This is a genomic window from Pontibacillus salipaludis, from assembly GCF_014642405.1.
Lineage (GTDB): Bacteria > Bacillota > Bacilli > Bacillales > BH030062 > Pontibacillus > Pontibacillus salipaludis.
Genome location: NZ_BMIN01000001.1, coordinates 13749 through 30474, shown reverse-complemented (window position 1 = coordinate 30474; position 16726 = coordinate 13749). Strand labels below are relative to the sequence as shown.

19 protein-coding genes are annotated in these 16726 nt (G+C 38.9%); all 19 read right to left on the bottom strand.

What is annotated here, in order from left to right:
- Positions 1-44: 44 nt before the first annotated feature.
- On the bottom strand, positions 45-776 hold the full coding sequence (gene rpsB, locus IEW76_RS00180; protein WP_036778753.1) for a 30S ribosomal protein S2: 732 nt from the start codon (positions 774-776) through the stop codon (positions 45-47).
- Positions 777-927: 151 nt separating this feature from the next.
- Positions 928-1458, bottom strand: coding sequence for a coupling factor for flagellin transcription and translation (locus tag IEW76_RS00175; RefSeq protein ID WP_188649785.1), 531 nt, complete (start codon positions 1456-1458; stop codon positions 928-930).
- Between the two features lie 17 nt (positions 1459-1475).
- A complete protein-coding gene (locus IEW76_RS00170; RefSeq protein ID WP_188649783.1) occupies positions 1476-2885 on the bottom strand; it encodes a flagellar assembly protein A in 1410 nt (469 codons plus the stop codon).
- A gap of 17 nt (positions 2886-2902) precedes the next feature.
- Entirely contained in the window at positions 2903-3679 is a 777-nt protein-coding gene (locus IEW76_RS00165; protein WP_188649781.1) for a FliA/WhiG family RNA polymerase sigma factor, read from the bottom strand.
- A gap of 21 nt (positions 3680-3700) precedes the next feature.
- Complete coding sequence (locus IEW76_RS00160) at positions 3701-4036, bottom strand: hypothetical protein (RefSeq protein ID WP_188649780.1); 336 nt, start codon at positions 4034-4036, stop codon at positions 3701-3703.
- Entirely contained in the window at positions 4036-4521 is a 486-nt protein-coding gene (locus IEW76_RS00155; protein ID WP_188649778.1) for a chemotaxis protein CheD, read from the bottom strand. The genes IEW76_RS00160 and IEW76_RS00155 overlap by 1 nt, the downstream gene beginning before the upstream one ends.
- Positions 4511-5152 carry a chemotaxis protein CheC gene (locus IEW76_RS00150; RefSeq protein ID WP_188649776.1) on the bottom strand — a complete coding sequence of 214 codons (642 nt, stop codon included), beginning with the start codon at positions 5150-5152 and terminating at the stop codon, positions 4511-4513. Before IEW76_RS00150 ends, IEW76_RS00155 begins: the two co-directional genes overlap by 11 nt.
- Before the next feature lie 6 nt (positions 5153-5158).
- Positions 5159-5626 (bottom strand): chemotaxis protein CheW, encoded by a 468-nt coding sequence (locus IEW76_RS00145; protein WP_188649774.1) that lies wholly within the window; start codon positions 5624-5626, stop codon positions 5159-5161.
- Positions 5627-5643: 17 nt separating this feature from the next.
- Positions 5644-7734 (bottom strand): chemotaxis protein CheA, encoded by a 2091-nt coding sequence (locus tag IEW76_RS00140; protein WP_188649772.1) that lies wholly within the window; start codon positions 7732-7734, stop codon positions 5644-5646.
- Between the two features lie 7 nt (positions 7735-7741).
- Positions 7742-8815: a protein-glutamate methylesterase/protein-glutamine glutaminase gene (locus tag IEW76_RS00135; protein WP_188649771.1), complete on the bottom strand. Its 1074-nt coding sequence runs from the start codon at positions 8813-8815 to the stop codon at positions 7742-7744.
- Positions 8816-8822: 7 nt separating this feature from the next.
- On the bottom strand, positions 8823-9680 hold the full coding sequence (locus tag IEW76_RS00130; RefSeq protein WP_188649769.1) for a MinD/ParA family protein: 858 nt from the start codon (positions 9678-9680) through the stop codon (positions 8823-8825).
- Positions 9673-10803 carry a flagellar biosynthesis GTPase FlhF gene (flhF, locus tag IEW76_RS00125; RefSeq protein ID WP_188649767.1) on the bottom strand — a complete coding sequence of 377 codons (1131 nt, stop codon included), beginning with the start codon at positions 10801-10803 and terminating at the stop codon, positions 9673-9675. The genes IEW76_RS00130 and flhF overlap by 8 nt, the downstream gene beginning before the upstream one ends.
- Positions 10800-12833 (bottom strand): flagellar biosynthesis protein FlhA, encoded by a 2034-nt coding sequence (gene flhA, locus IEW76_RS00120; RefSeq protein WP_188649765.1) that lies wholly within the window; start codon positions 12831-12833, stop codon positions 10800-10802. Before flhA ends, flhF begins: the two co-directional genes overlap by 4 nt.
- An 18-nt stretch (positions 12834-12851) precedes the next feature.
- The gene (gene flhB / locus IEW76_RS00115; protein ID WP_188649763.1) at positions 12852-13934 is read right to left on the bottom strand and encodes a flagellar biosynthesis protein FlhB; all 1083 of its coding nucleotides are present in this window, start codon (positions 13932-13934) and stop codon (positions 12852-12854) included.
- Entirely contained in the window at positions 13935-14717 is a 783-nt protein-coding gene (gene fliR, locus IEW76_RS00110) for a flagellar biosynthetic protein FliR (protein WP_188649761.1), read from the bottom strand. It abuts the gene before it with no gap.
- Between the two features lie 2 nt (positions 14718-14719).
- On the bottom strand, positions 14720-14989 hold the full coding sequence (gene fliQ / locus IEW76_RS00105) for a flagellar biosynthesis protein FliQ (RefSeq protein ID WP_036778720.1): 270 nt from the start codon (positions 14987-14989) through the stop codon (positions 14720-14722).
- Between the two features lie 21 nt (positions 14990-15010).
- Positions 15011-15676 carry a flagellar type III secretion system pore protein FliP gene (gene fliP / locus IEW76_RS00100; protein ID WP_188649759.1) on the bottom strand — a complete coding sequence of 222 codons (666 nt, stop codon included), beginning with the start codon at positions 15674-15676 and terminating at the stop codon, positions 15011-15013.
- Positions 15669-16346 carry a flagellar biosynthetic protein FliO gene (locus IEW76_RS00095; protein ID WP_188649757.1) on the bottom strand — a complete coding sequence of 226 codons (678 nt, stop codon included), beginning with the start codon at positions 16344-16346 and terminating at the stop codon, positions 15669-15671. Before IEW76_RS00095 ends, fliP begins: the two co-directional genes overlap by 8 nt.
- 12 nt (positions 16347-16358) lie before the next feature.
- Positions 16359-16721, bottom strand: a complete 363-nt coding sequence (locus tag IEW76_RS00090) for a response regulator (RefSeq protein ID WP_036778714.1) — start codon at positions 16719-16721, stop codon at positions 16359-16361.
- Positions 16722-16726 lie beyond the last annotated feature (5 nt).

The following is a 16726-nucleotide window of genomic DNA, read 5'->3' as shown; positions in this document are numbered from 1 at the left end:
AGGTGATAAAAGGTTAATCCCTCTTATCACCTTTCAAACCTTCTTTATTCAGCAGCTGTTTCTGCTTCTTCAGCTTGAACTTCTTCAGTTTCTTCGCCTTGTTTAGCTTCAAGAACAGCGTCTGCCATCTTAGAAGTAAGAAGTTTTACAGCGCGAATCGCGTCATCGTTCGCAGGGATAACGTAGTCGATTTCGTCTGGATCACAGTTTGTGTCAACGATACCAACAATCGGAATGTTTAATTTGTGAGCTTCCGCTACAGCGATACGCTCTTTACGCGGGTCGATAATGAACATTACGTCCGGAAGACTTTCCATATTTTTAATACCGCCAAGGAATTTAACAAGACGTTCTTTTTCTTTAAGAAGTTCTACAACTTCTTTCTTAGGAAGTACGTCGAATGTACCGTCTTCTTCCATACGCTCGATATCTTTAAGACGAGCAATACGCTTACGGATTGTTTGGAAGTTTGTAAGTGTTCCACCTAACCAACGTTGGTTGATGTAGTACTGACCAGCACGAGTTGCTTCTTCCTTAACAGATTCTTGTGCTTGCTTCTTCGTACCAACGAAAAGGACGTTACCGCCGTTCGCTGCTACTTCCTTAACGTAGTTAAACGCTTCGTCAACCTTTTTAACTGTTTTCTGAAGGTCGATGATGTAGATGCCGTTACGCTCCGTGAAGATATATTTCTTCATCTTTGGATTCCAACGACGAGTTTGGTGTCCGAAATGAACACCAGCTTCTAAAAGCTGTTTCATAGAAATTACTGACATGATGTTTCCTCCTAATGGTTATTTGTTATCCTCCGCCTGTATCATCTTCATTACGGAACTCTGAGCAGAGCACCACCCGCATGAATCGACAAGCGTGTGTACTAACACCAAAAATAAATATATCATACGACATCATTCCTAGCAAGAATAATTATGACATTCTTGAGTGGAATTTCAGTGTAAGTTCAATTTCTGTTGTGCCACGATCTAACCGTTTGGCAATTTCCTCGATCGTTGCACCTTCATTATACATTTGAAGAACGGTTGATTCAATTGATGGCTGATAGTGATCTTGTTCATCCGGAACTGGAGGCTGATAGGAAGGAGTCTCATTTTTGTTGCCCCTTTTGCTTCCTGTGTCCTCTTGTTCCACTACTTGATCATAAGAATGATTTATATCATTTCTTGTATTCAAAATATAAGGAGCATCCTCTAGCGTTTCCTCATCCGGCTTCACCTTCCCACCATTGTCACCATTTTCTTCAAGTTTATTCAAAAGATTGGCGTTTTCTTCTTTAATTTCAATTAAATAAGCAGTAAATGTATCTTCTATTTCTTTAGCTATCTGTTCCTGACGTTTTTCTAGCTCCTTCGCTTTCGATACTCTTAGAGATAAGATCACAATGGCTACTAGAAGAATTCCATGTAACAAAAAGCTAATGGCGATTAAATATGATATCATAAATTTCCTTTCCTTACCTACACAGAAACTGAAGATTGAGGGTGATCTTCCATAGATTGTATAAGTACTTCACCATCTTTGAATGTAGCTTTTGCTTTGGTGTAATTTCTACTTTCCCTACGTTGGTATTTTCCAAATGCAATAGTCACATACGCAAATAATGTACCGTGAGTCAATAAATAAGCTTGATCTCCATCTTCGTAATCAGGAACCAAAGCTTCTAACTCCCTTTGCACGACTTGAAGCCTCGTATAGGTTTGCTCGTATGAGTTACGCTGTCGCAATAAGGTTATGCGTTCCTTACCGCTGAGTCCAGAATTTTCTTGTTTTAGAAGTAATTTATCTCCGATAATCGAGAGCTTATGTAAAGTATCCATTAATTGATCCTTTTCGAATTCAAGTTCCTGCTGAGTCTCTAACAGCTTCTTATTTGATCCAACATAGATTTGAGTAGGTGTATTCATTTTGTTACCGATGTCTTTCGCTTCAATCGAAGAACCAGCAGAAAGGGCCCCACCGATGATGTTTCCCTTTTGACAATAGATATGTTTTCTCGCTATTACATCACTATGTAATACAGAGTTTTCAACGAATAGATCCCGCCCTGCTTCTATCTTCCCCTGATTTATATAGCCACATTTAATGTCTACTCCAGCTCTTACACTACCTTTTCCATGCCCTGCAATCCCCTCTGATATGTATACTGAACCTCCTGCTTCAACTGTTGAGCCTTCAAGGAGGCCATAAATCGTAACGTCCCCCGTTGCCTTAATGGTATAACCTGTAGGTACGTTCCCACGAATTACAACGCTTCCCACAAACTCTATATTGCCTGTTCTCATAGATACATCACCATGAACTTCATATAAGGGGTATACATGAATACTTCTGTCACCAACTGATAGTTGACCATCTGAAGTTGAGTACATTCTTGATTCACTCTTTTTCCATTCTACATTCTGACCTGGTCGTAATAGCACAGAACGTCCTGGTTTAGGAGGAATCTCTTCCCCAGTCACGTTTTTGCCAGGCTTTCCATTCGTGGGGTTTAGAATCGTAAGTAAGGCATCTCCAGCGTGAACAGAAGGAATTTTAATGACATCACGAAAGTTTACTTTTTCATCATAAGTGAATGTCTGAGACAACTCTTTTTCATATTGTATTTTACCGTCAATACCATGCTGCGGGTGTATTCCTTCAGCAACCACAATAGGGAATTGATCCTCTTGTGCCCCGGAAGCAATAACTTGAAGACTGTCATCTTTAAGCCCCCATGAAATATGGTAAGCGTTTAATGTTTCGATCAGATCGCCTTTAGAACAGGAGAGCTCTAAATGGTATTCTTTCTTTAATAGAAGTGTTGCTAACATTTTATCTGAAGCAACTTGTACAGTGAAATAATCTGAAAAATTCTCAATAACCCCCATTAAAAAGCCCCCCTCGTTTACATACTTATCGTATCTTTGAGAACCTTCCTCAATTTAAACAGTGCACGTGCGTGAATTTGAGAAATACGAGAAGTTGTTAGACTCATCACTTGCCCAATCTCCGTTAAGGTTAGCTCTTCTTGATAGAACAAACTAACAACCAATTGTTCTTTCTCATTTAACTTCTTTATCCCATGTGCTAAGTCACTATAATTCTCTTCTTTTATAACTTGGTCATGCGGGGTAATGGTGTTATGGTCCGGCAATGAATAACCAATCCCCTCTTTATGCTCATCTTTTGTATCCTTTGGTTTTTCTTCAATAGACAAAAGATTGGCAAAGACAGTGTCCTTAACAATAGAATCCACCTCTTGTTCAGGTATGCCCAAATGATTTGCAACTTCCTTTGATGTTACTTCTCTTTGCAAGGACTGTTCTAAATGTTCTGCCGTTTGCTCTATACGCTTTGATTTATCACGAATGGAACGAGGCAACCAATCTTCTTTTCGAAGGCCATCCATAATGGCCCCTCTAATACGAAATGAGGCATACGTGTCAAATTTTAAGTCGCGTGTCACATCAAATTTTTCAAGAGCGTCATACAGTCCGATTAATCCCAGACTCCGAATATCTTCCTTATGAACACTTTGAGGCAGATGAGCAGCAATTCGTTGCACATGGTACATGACAAGGTGCATATATCGCTTCACAAGCTCATCTCCAGATTCTAAATCTCGTTCCTTGTGCCATCTCTCCCATAATTGTTCTTCATGAGGAGCCGAATTGTTGGTCATAGATACCCTCCTCGCTATTACCTATTGATCTTCATTCAATAAAGCCCTAACCATGTCTGAGGTTTGCTTGGCTTCTTCATCTGATAATCGACTTTCCATTGTTTCTTGTTCACTTGTTTCCTGGAAATCCACTCCTGAGTTTTCTTCTCCCGGAACTCCCCCGTTTTGTTTCCCTACCGAAACAACAGAAACTCCTATTGCCTTTCGGAAGAGATACATAAATAAATAGAAGAGAGTAAATACAGTTCCCACTTTAATTGAGGTAGTAGGCATTGTATTTTGAGGTGAAGATAAAACGAAGGTTAGTAAAGCACCTACACTTGCAAAAAGTACATTCCATATGATTGAACCCACCATTAAATCTCTGTCACACCTTTATTAACTGTTCTTATTTGTAAGGCACCATTAGAAGGATTAAATTCAATAGTACGTCCATTGCTGCCCCCGCAATCTTCTGCTGCAATGGGAACGCCATAATCCTTCAACTGTTTTTTAACAGCTTCCAAGTTCCTAGGGCCAATACGCATCATATCATTGCTTTGAAACTGGAACATTTGAGCGCCTCCTGCAAGCTTCGCTTTAAACGTTTTCCCGCCTTCTTTCCTTAACAGTTCCATTAACATCGGAATAGCGGTATCTGCATACTTAGCAAGCTTTATATGCTCTCCTTTAGCCAAGGAGGAATCAGGAAGCATTACGTGCGCCATTCCTCCTAATTTTGCGCGTAAGTCATAAATAACAACCCCTATGCATGAACCCAGTCCAGATGTCCGGATTACGGCCGGATCGTGAACAATATTTAAATCAGCTATTCCCACTTTCACCACAAAATCATGTTTCATCTGTAGGGACTCCAAGAGAAGTGAAAATTGTTTCAAATGAAGGGGGATCCGGAAGAAGAAAGAAGTGACCTTTCATTTCTTCCCCTTGAGCGACGTCATCTACAAACGTCGTATCAATAACAATGGCATAATCATTGACTTGCGAAAGCTCTAGAAGTCCATAACTAAGGATGGCCCCGACCATATCGATTGCAATAGAGGGCACGGATGGATAGAGGTCTAAATTTGTAAAATCCGACATGGACGATAAATATGACCCTGATAAAATATTCCCTAATTCTTGTACAGAAGATATAGCAAGTTCTGAATAAGGTGGTGTATTGAAATCAAAGGCTTCATCCCCTGTCATATACCTTACAAAGCGACTAGCTTGCGTTGGAGACATAATAAAGAACATGTTTCCTGGGGCATCACCCTCAACACGAAGGAATACAGAAACAATCATCCGATCTGCCCCTCCAACAATATCCATTACTTCATCAAAATCCACTACTCGGACAGAAGGTACTTTCATGTCAATTTTACGTTGTAAGAGTTTGGATAATGCTGTGGCAGCATTTCCTGCGCCTATGTTTCCAATCTCTTTTAAAATATCTAAATGATATGAGGTAAAACGATTGTCAAGGTTCATTCAGAATTACCCTTCTATAGATTGTAATTGCTTCATTTCTTGATCTGACAATACTTCCTCTAAATCAAGTAGAATGAGAAGTCGGCGCTCCAGTTTTGCCACCCCACTTATGTAATCTGCATCTAGTGTCCCTACTACCTCTGGAGGGGGCTCAATAGTTCCACCAGGAATATCTATGACATCATTAGCAGCATCAACCACAAGGCCTACTTCCATGTCCTCAAGATGAACAATGATTATACGTGTACGATCATCATAGGTTGCTCCCCCAATATCAAAACGCTCCCTCAAATCAATAATGGGTGTGACAACTCCCCTTAAATTCATAACTCCTTTAACAAAAGAAGCAGTACGAGGAACTCGAGTTATCGGTTGCATCCTCTCTATAGAGCCTACTCGACTCACAGGAACTCCATATTCCTCATTATTCAATTGAAATACAATTACTTTTAAATCCTGAGTATGATCTTCCATACCTCCACTTCCCCCTTTTATTTAATTAGTGCATTACTGTCTATAATAAGAGCCACCTGTCCGTCTCCTAAAATCGTAGCTCCTGAAATAGCAAATACGTTTTGAAGATAGTTGCCAAGAGATTTAAGTACAACTTCTTGTTGACCAATAAATGAATCTACAACAAGACCAGCCATTTTATCTCCCTTACGTATGATTACTATAGAGTAATAGTCACCTTTGTCCACTTCCTGTGGCACCTCAAAAACATCCTCAAGGGAAACAAGCGGTACCACGCTACCTCTAAAATCGATGACTTGTTTATTGTGAGCATGCATGATGTCTTCTTTCTTAACGATAGCCGTTTCAATAATAGAAGAAAGCGGAACAGCATACTTCTCTTGTTGTACCTCAACAAGCATGACTGAAATGATAGATAACGTAAGTGGCAATTGAATGGAGAAGGTTGATCCCTTATCCGGAACAGAATCAATTGTGATAGAACCACCAAGCGATTCAATCGTATTCTTCACTACATCTAAACCTACACCACGGCCAGACACATCAGAGATTTGATCAGCAGTAGAAAACCCACTCGACATGATATAATCGAAAACTTGTTGGTCAGATAAACCAGAAGCTTGTTCATTCGTAACAAGTCCATTGTTTATAGCTTTATTTAGTACCTTATCTCGGTCTATCCCTCCACCATCATCAGAGATTTCAATAAAAACGTGATTGCCACTATGATAGGCTTGGAGTTTTAAGTTTCCTTCTTCTGGTTTCCCTTTTGCTAGACGATTCTCAGGTGTTTCTATTCCATGATCTAATGAATTTCTGATTAGGTGAACTAGCGGGTCACCAATTTCATCAATTACCGTGCGGTCAAGCTCGGTCTCAGCACCTTCAACAACTAGATTTACCTTCTTATTCAAATCTCTCGCCAATTGCCGAACCATCCTAGGAAAACGGTTAAATACTTGCTCAACCGGCACCATACGCATATTTAAAATAATGCTTTGCAGATCTCCAGATATACGAGACATTCGTTCTACTGTTTCTTGAAGTTCTGAATGGTTTAAATCTGTTGAAATTTGCTCCAAGCGCCCTCTATCAATGACTAGTTCTTCAAACAGGTTCATTAAAACATCTAATCGATCAATATTAACTCGAATTGTTTTACTCTGTGCTGCCTTTTGAGGAGAAGCCTCTTGATTATTTGACTCTTTAGAGACAGCCCCCTTCTCTTTTACAGCTATGGCCGCTTGTTCTTTCTTTCTAGATTGTTCATTGGAGTCATCAACAAAATGATCATGGGATGCGGAATTCGCAACACCTTCTTGATCAGATACATAGTCTTCAGCTGTTACTTTCTTTATGTCTACCGAATCGATTTCAGAAACTTTTAGTATGCGAGCTTGAATGTCTTCTTCTTCATGTGTTGAAAGGAGTAACACCTTAAATTGAAGATCGAAGTTTTCTTCTTCCAGTTGATCAACTGTCGGCGCTGATTGAGCTACTTCTCCTATTTGTTCTAACACTTCAAATACCATATAGACACGCGCACCTTTTAACATGCAATCTTTGGTAAGAGAAACGGTGATTTCATAATTGATAAACCCTTGTTCAGCAGATTCCATCAAAACTGTACGCTGGAATTCATCTATGGTGAGTTCATATGAAATCTCACTAGTCCATACTTCTTTAGACTCACTGACAATTTGTTCACTTTGTACCTTGGCAGGAGCTTCACCTTCCTCAATACGTTCAAGCTTTCCTACAACGTGTTGAACATCCCGTTCCCCTTGCCCTCCGGATGCAATATCACCAACCATTGCTTCAAGATCGTCTACAGCATCAAAAATAATATCTAATAAGTCGCTGTCTACTTGAATTTTGTTATTCCGAATGAGGTCAAGAACATTTTCCATCTTATGCGTTAAATTAGCCAGATCTTGATAGTTCATCGTAGCTGACATCCCTTTTAATGTATGGGCAGCCCGAAAAATCTCGCTAACTATGGTCAGATCTTCTGGGTTCTTTTCTAACTTTAATAGTGAATCATTTACAGTTTGTAAATGTTCTTTACTTTCTTCAATAAAAACTTCTAAATATTGACTCATTTCCATTAAATCTTCACCTCTTGTGTACGCCCACCCTTTTCATAAGAGCTAGACTGATCTCATTTACATGTACAACTTCATCCACTAAACGGGTTAGAACGGCTGCTTTAGGCATTCCAAACACAATGGATGATTCTTCTGATTCTGCAATAACTGCTACAGAATTGTTTGATTGCTTCAATTGCTCCAAACCTAATGCTCCATCTGACCCCATACCTGTCATTATTACGGCGGTCATGCTGATCGAGTTTAAACGAGCGATCGAATCAAACAATACATCTACTGACGGTCTATGTCCTTTTGTTGCATCTGTCTGATCTAGGTGAATGATTAAATTCGTTTGATACTGAATCTTCATATGGTAATTTCCTGGTGCTATGTATGCTACACCTTGTTGTAAAATTTCCTGATGTTCCGCTTCTTTCACGGAAATATCACATAATCTGTCAAGTCTTTGAGCAAGAGACCTAGTAAAGCCTGGAGGCATATGTTGCACAATAACTATTGGAGCTGGATAATCTTTTGGTAAGGCCGTTAACACTTGTTGAAGAGCTCTTGGACCACCAGTTGAAGTACCAATAGCAATCAAATCCTGCTTCCCCCTTGAATAATCAAATCGATTTCTATCTATAATTTTAGAAGAAGTAACTCTTGGGGAAAGCTGCGGTTTATTAACTGCATTCAGATTGGCCTTTGATGCAGCAATCACTTTTGCTACAATTTTTTCTCCTATTGAATCGATGTTTAAAGATATCGCTCCAGAAGGCTTCTCTATGAAGTCGACTGCCCCATATTCCATGGCTTTTAGTGTATTTTCACCACCAAGTGTCGTCATGCTTGATAACATCACAACGGGGAGCGGGTGTGTCCTCATTATTTCTTTTAAACAGGTCAGTCCATCCATTTTAGGCATTTCTACATCGAGCGTTAGGATGTCAGGAGATAATTCTCTGACCTTTTTCAGGCCTTCTTCTCCATTTCTTGCTGTTCCAACTACAGTTATTCGATGATCTGCTTCTAAAATATCCCGTATCATTTTTCTCATGAAGGCAGAGTCATCAACGACCAAAACTCGAATGGTGTTCATAAAAGATCTACCTTTCTAATATAGAGTGCTTTAACCGGGATAAAAACGACCGCTTGGGATTTACTGTTACCCGATCCCCTAAATATTTTAGAGCGATTTCATTGATCGCTTTACTGACTTGAGCTTTATTATTGTATATCGTATAAGGGACTTGTGCTGTTACAGCTTTTACGACTGTTCGATCATCTGGAAGGATCCCAAGTGGGTAGACAGTTCGATTCAAGAACTTCTCTGAAACTGTTTGTAAACGTTTAAGTGTATCTTCACCGGATTTATTCGAAAACGAACGATTAACAACCACTCGAATGGGTAGTTCACTCGTTCTTTGGTGGATATGCTTCATCATGGCGTAAGCATCTGTTAATGATGTCGGTTCAGGTGTTGTTACAACGATACATTCGTTACTCGCAAGAATGAAATGGACACCTTCATTTGTAATTCCTGCTCCCATGTCAAAAAGAATATAATCATAACTTTGCATAAGTTTCTCTAATTGATCAAAAAAGTAATCCATACGCCCGTCATGAAAGGTGAATATCGTAGAAAGCCCTGATCCCCCTGCAATATAGGAAAGAGATTTAGGTCCTTTTTCAATGATATCGTAAACGGATAAATGGTGTTCAAACATATCTACTATTGATCTTTTCGGAGTAAGTCCTAATAGAATATCAATGTTCCCCATACCAATATCAAGATCAAACAGCAGGACTCGTTTCCCCCTATCGGCTAGAGTCAGACCAAAGTTAAGAGCAAAATTTGATTTTCCCACGCCCCCTTTACCACTTGTAACAGCAATTGTTTTAGCTTCCTTGGAATATTTAATGGATTCCAATCTCTCACGCAAGTTAGAGGCTTGGTCACTCATATGACAGTCCCCCCACTACTTTTTCGACAATTGTTTGAGAGGAAGCTTTCCTTATATCATCCGGAACGTTTTGTCCATCCGTTAGATAAGCAACACCAACATTATATTTCATCATTATATTAACCATTGCACCATAATGAGATGTTTCATCGACTTTAGTAAAGATTAATCGTTTAATAGGAACACTGTTAAACTGTTTATAAATCTCCTCTATGTCTTTAGCTTTACTTGTAATGGATAAAACTAAATAAGTCTCAAGCTCTTCCTCAAAATCAACCGTTTCCTTTAATTCTTGAACATATTTCTCATCTTTAAAATTCCGTCCCGCTGTGTCAACTAAGACAATATCGTACTCTGAAAATCTTTCTTTTGCTTTCTTGTAATCATCAAGGTTATAAGCAACTTCTATTGGAACATCTAATATTTTTGCATATGTTTTTAATTGGTCTATCGCTGCTATACGGAACGTATCAGTAGTAATAAAAGCCACTCGTTTATGATGGCTTAACACACCTTCTGCAGCGATCTTAGCAAGAGAAGTTGTTTTCCCTACTCCTGTAGGCCCTACGAGATGGATGTACTTCTTAGTAAAGTCAACACCCCCAAAAGGTATTCCTTCTAATTCAGAGGAAAGACGCTCTTTCACCCACTCTTTAGCCGTTGCAATGTCAATGTTCCCCTTTGCAACGTAATAATGTTCGACCAAAGGATCTATAAGACGTTTTGCAATCCTTTCAGCTACTTCTTGATGAATAAGGTGGTTATATAATTTTTGTAACACGCCTGGATACACCAGGGGACTGCTTGTTGATTGAGTCTTCATTAATTTCTTTAGCTCTTGTAATTCTTCGTACACATTTTGACTTTGATCAGGGTGTTTCTCTTCTGATGAATTACCATGTGTACGTTGCATAGTTTGCACTTTATAAGTTTGCTCTGAATCACGTTTAGGTTCTGGGTCTATAGCAGCTACCACCTCAATGGACTTTTTCTTAAACATTCCAAGAAACCCTCCCTTATTGATTTCTTTGGAATTTAGAATGACAGCTTCTGCACCTAATTCATTACGTACCTGCTTCATTACTTCTGGCATCGTTGGTGCACGATATTTCTTCACCTTCATGCTACATTCACCTCCCCTACACTTTGCACTTCTACACTAGGCTCTAATTCGTTGTAAGAAAGGACTGCGACCTGAGGAAGAAACCTCTCTAACAATTGTTTTACATACATTCTAGTAGCAGGAGAACACAATACAATCGGAGTCTCTTCCTGTAAGGAAAGCTGCTCGACTTGACTAGCAACTGATTGAACGATTTGCTGTTGAGTCTCAGGATCTAACGCCAAATAACTTCCATGCTCTGTTTGTTGAACATGCTCAGCTATGGTTTTTTCCACTTTTCCTGACACTGTAATAACTTTCAGTCCATTCGGGCCAGTAGAATATTGTTGAGTGATTTGAGTTGATAACGACTGTCTTGCATACTCAGCAAGAAGTTCAGTATCATTCGTCATCTTTCCAAAGTCCGCCAATGTTTCAAAAATGACAGGAAGATTTTTAATCGATACATTTTCTCTCAATAATTTCCCTAATACTTTTTGCACTTCCCCTACAGACAATGGCTCTGGTGTTACTTCGTCAACCAGAATAGGATAGGAATCCTTCAAATGATCAATAAGTTGTTTCGTCTCCTGTCTTCCTAATAACTGGTGAGCATACTGCTTAATAACTTCTGTTATATGTGTAGAAACAACAGATGGTGGGTCTACCACTGTGTAACCAAACATTTCAGCATCTTCTTTCGTTTCCTCAGCAATCCATTTAGCTGGTAAACCGAAAGCTGGTTCTTGCGTATCAATTCCCTCTACACTATCGTCCTCTACTCCTGGACTCATGGCTAAATAATGATCAAGAAGAAGCTCTCCCTTAGCCACTTCATTGCCTTTTATTTTTAAACGATATTCATTAGGGTTTAGCTGAATGTTGTCCCTAATTCTAACAACAGGGATAACTAAACCGAGTTCAATTGCTAACTGTCGCCTGATCATTACAATTCTATCTAGTAAATCCCCTCCTTGGTTTGTATCTGCCAAGGGGATAAGAGCATAACCAAATTCAAATTCAATAGGATCAGTTGAAATCAAGCTAACGACATTCTCAGGTGACTTCATGTCTGAACTTTCTTGTTCAGTCTCTTCTTCTAAATCAGGTTCTTGGTCTTGAGCTTCCTCTCTTGACAGCCACCAGCCTCCAAAGGCTAAGACGCCTGATATAAAGGTTGTAATGAATATCGGTATCGGTGTAAGCCCCAGCATAAAGATCGTAGCAGCCGCAATGTATAACAGTTTTGGGTATCTTAACAGCTGTGTAGAAACATCTGTTCCAAGATTTCCTTCTGAAGCCACACGTGTAACGACAATTCCTGTTGCAGTAGAAATAAGCAAAGCGGGAATTTGACTCACAAGCCCATCTCCCACAGTCAATCTCATATATGTATCAATAGCTTCAGAAAAGCCATACCCTTTTTGAGTCATACCGATAATAAGTCCGAAGATGATATTAATTAATACAATGATGATTCCAGCGATGGCATCACCTTTTACAAACTTACTCGCACCGTCCATTGCCCCATAAAAATCGGCTTCGTTTTCAATCTTTTCACGACGCATTTTTGCTTGTTGCTCGGAAATTAATCCAGCATTCAAGTCAGCATCAATACTCATCTGCTTACCCGGCATCGCATCTAATGTAAATCGTGCGGCAACTTCTGACACACGTTCAGCTCCTTTAGTTATGACCAAGAATTGAATGATCACAAGTATGGAAAAGATTACAAAACCAACTAGTGCGCTGTTCCCTGTTACAAAAGTACCAAATGTTGCAACAACGCCTCCAGCCTCCGCATTCGCTAAGATCGAACGTGTAGTAGATACGTTTAACCCCAACCTAAACAAAGTGAGCAATAATAAGAGAGATGGAAAAATGGAAAACTGTAATGCTTCAGTCGTGTTCATTGCCACTAAAATGACAATGAGAGCTAATGTAATATTTATGAGTATAAAAATACTTAAGAGTACAGGAGGCATTGGAATAACTAACATGACGATGATAAGTATAACGCCAACCAATACCGATAAATCTCTAATGGCCATGCATTTCTCTCCCTACGATTACGCTTTCTTCTGAAGTTTATATACGTAAGCTAATATTTCTGCAACCGCTTGGTAAAATTCTTCACCTATGGGTTGGTCGATTTCTGACTGATCATACAATGCTCTTGCTAACGGTCGATTTTCAACAGTGGTAACGTCATTTGCATGCGCAATCTCTTTTATTTTTAATGCGACATAATCGACACCCTTAGCAACAACATAAGGGGCTTGAGCTTTCTCCTCATCATATTTAATCGCAATGGCAAAGTGGGTTGGGTTTGTAATGACTACATCCGCCTCTGGCACTTCACTCATCATTCGCTGCTGTGACATCTGACGCTGACGTTCTTTTATCTTTGACTTAATTTGAGGATCCCCTTCAATGTTTTTATGCTCATCTTTCAAATCTTGCTTTGACATCCGGATATTCTTTTCATAGTCATAGCGCTGGTAAATATAATCAATGCTAGATAACAGTAAAAGCAAAAGAGAAGCAGCAAGTCCCATAATTACGGTTGTTTGGCCAAAGAAACTTACGGCGCTTTCTACACTTTTTTGAGACATTTCTAAAAGGTCGCCCCGTCTCATCCATAGAACTGTGAATGTTACAGTCCCGATAAAACCAATTTTAAGTAAAGACTTAAGCAGTTCTACTAATGCACGAGCTGCAAAGATCTTTTTGGCCCCTTGAATAGGGTTTAACTTTTTCAAATCCATTTTTAATGGTTCTCCCGTAAACAGAAAACCAATTTGCAAAAAATTTGCAGCTAGGCCCGCCACAATAGCCGCCCCCATCAAAGGCGCTACTGTAAAAGCCATCTCCATCGTAACCTGAAGTAACATTTGATGGACTGTTTGCTCTGTTACTTCCCAAGTGATGTACTCTTGGAACGTATGTCTGTAAAGGCTTGTGAACCTATCTCTTAAAAAACCACCTATCACGAACATCATTAAAAACACAGAAAAAAGAAGTAGAGCCGTATTCACATCTTGACTTTTGGCTACTTGACCTTTTTTACGAGAGTCTTCACGTTTTTTCGGTGTTGCTTTCTCTGTCTTCTCACCAGAAAAATACTGCAGATCTAATTGTAACTTCTGCATTTAAGATCCTCCCATCAGTGCCATTAAATCCCTCATTGAGACAAGCATTAAATCAAATAAATTCTGTACTAGGATTGAAAACATACCAAATGAAATAATAATAACTACAAAGCTTACAAATATTTTTAAAGGTAATCCGACTACGAAAACGTTCAATTGGGGAACTGTACGAGCAATAATTCCTAAAGCTACGTCAACCAGGAATAGGCAGCCAACAACAGGCATTGCCATTTGAAAAGCTACTATGAACATTTTATTAAAAGTTAATAGAACAAACTCAGCAATAGAACCTTCACCAAAAGGTATCGATACTTGTTCCATAGGAATTACCTCATAACTGTAAAAAACACCATCAATTAATAAGTGATGACCATTTACAGCTAGCAAAAACAATAGTGTAAACGTATAAAGATACTGTCCAATCAAAGGACTTTGAACACCGGTCTGGGGATCGATTACATTTGCGATTGCAAACCCCATTTGAAAATCAATGAATCCTCCCGCTATTTGAATAGCTGATAAGATCAGGTAAGCCATGAAACCCACTAATAATCCAACCATGGCCTCTTTCAAAATTAGGAGAATAAACGTTTCATCTAATAGAATAATTGGTACATCAATTGTGAAATACATTAATAAAGCCAAAAACACACTAAATCCTATTTTATGCTGAGTGGGCATATTCCGATACGAAAACAGAGGAAGGGTAACAAAAAATGCTGTGACTCGCATGAATATTAATAACAGTCCAGGCACCTTTGCTAGGTCAATTAAACTAACCATTCCTATCCTACAAACTGGTTCAAGTTCTCAAAAATAGTAGCTGTAAATTCTACCATTCTTGTTAACATCCATGGACCAAAGAATACAAGTCCACCCATAACAGCTACAATTTTCGGAATAAAGGCAAGTGTCTGTTCTTGAATTTGTGTTGTGGCTTGGAATATAGAAACAAGTAAGCCCACTGATAACGCCAATATGAGCAATGGCCCTGTAATGGTAAGCACGGTTACTACACCTTTTTCAGCAAGTGAAATAACAAACTGACTATTCATCTATTGATCTCCCTCCCTATATTAAAACCCTTCTAGAAGTGACTGCATAATGAGATACCAACCATCCACAAGAACAAAAAGCAATATCTTAAACGGAAGTGAAATCATTACAGGAGGTAACATCATCATTCCCATTGACATTAGGATACTTGCAACAGCCATATCAATCACTAGGAAGGGAACAAAAATCATAAACCCCATCTGAAAAGCCGTTTTTAACTCACTAATTGCAAAGGCTGGGACCATAGTCGTTAAAGGGATATCCTGAACGCTTTCTGGCTTTTCCATTTGAGCATAGTTCATAAACAAAGCAAGGTCTTTCTCCCTCGTATGTTTTGCCATAAACTCTTTCATGGGATCACTAGCATTCTGATAAGCTTCTTCTAAAGAAATATCTTCATTAAACAAAGGAGTGAGCGCTTCTTCATTCACTTCTTGTAGTGTAGGTGCCATCACAAAGAAAGATAAAAACAAAGCTAACCCTACTAACACTTGGTTTGGAGGCATTTGTTGTGTTGCCAGTGATGTACGAACAAATGATAGAACAATAATAATTCTTGTAAAACTAGTCATAAGAACTAAAATTCCAGGAGCTATAGAGAGAACCGTAAGCACTAATAGAAGCTTCACAGATGTGGCTACGTTTGTGGGATCTGAGTCTGCAAATAGATTTATAAATTCATTCATTTGAATCCTCTTTCTTTTTCTTTTCCGCTTCTATAAGTTGTTGTCTCCGTTCCTTTAAAGAAGAAAGTTCAGATTGAAATAGTTTCTGAAACGATTGATTTTGAAAGCTTTCATTATGACTTGTCTGTTTTTTCTTTTGTGATAACAATTGCTTTACCATTGATGGAGAAAAACTTTCAGATTCAGCTTGATTCTTTTTCGTTAATTCTTCTATCGTTCGTTCATCCGTAATCTCTGTTACTAGGTCCACATTCTCTCCCACACCAATTGCGTAGAATTGTTGTCCAATACGAACAATTTGCAAGGATTTTTGCTGACCTAAAGGCACTCCTCCCATATTTTCCATCGCTTTCGAAGGGTGAATGCTTTTATTTCGTTTGTTCATAAACTTCAATAACACATAGATTAAAAAGATAATAAAAGCAAGAGCCAGAATAATCTTAATCAAATCTAAAATAACCGAACTCTCAGAGGAAGCAGGCGAAGAAGAGGTATTTTGTTCTTCCTCTTCTCCTTTTTCTTTAGATGAATCGTAATCCCCACATCCTTCAAGGGCTGGATTTTCTATGCATGTTTCTACACTTGGTTGTGCAGATAAAGTCATTGATGTTGGCCACAATGCCGTAATGATGACGAGGGTACTCACCCAAATAAATAACTGCTTAGTCATACTTCCTCCTTGTTATGCTAATGCTTTATTAATTGCTTCAAGTACTCGGTCTGCTTGGAATGGTTTTACAATGAAGTCTTTCGCTCCGGCTTGAATTGCGTCGATAACCATTGCCTGCTGTCCCATTGCAGAACACATAATGATCTTAGCATCAGCATTCATCCCTTTAATTTCTTTAAGGGCAGAGATTCCATCCATTTCAGGCATTGTGATGTCCATCGTGATGAGATCTGGTTGCAGTTCTTTATATTTGTCGACCGCTTCACTTCCGTCTTGAGCTTCTCCTACTACCTCAAATCCATTTTTCGTCAAAATATCTTTAATCATCATTCTCATAAATGCTGCATCGTCTACAATTAAAATTTTACTGGCCATAAAGA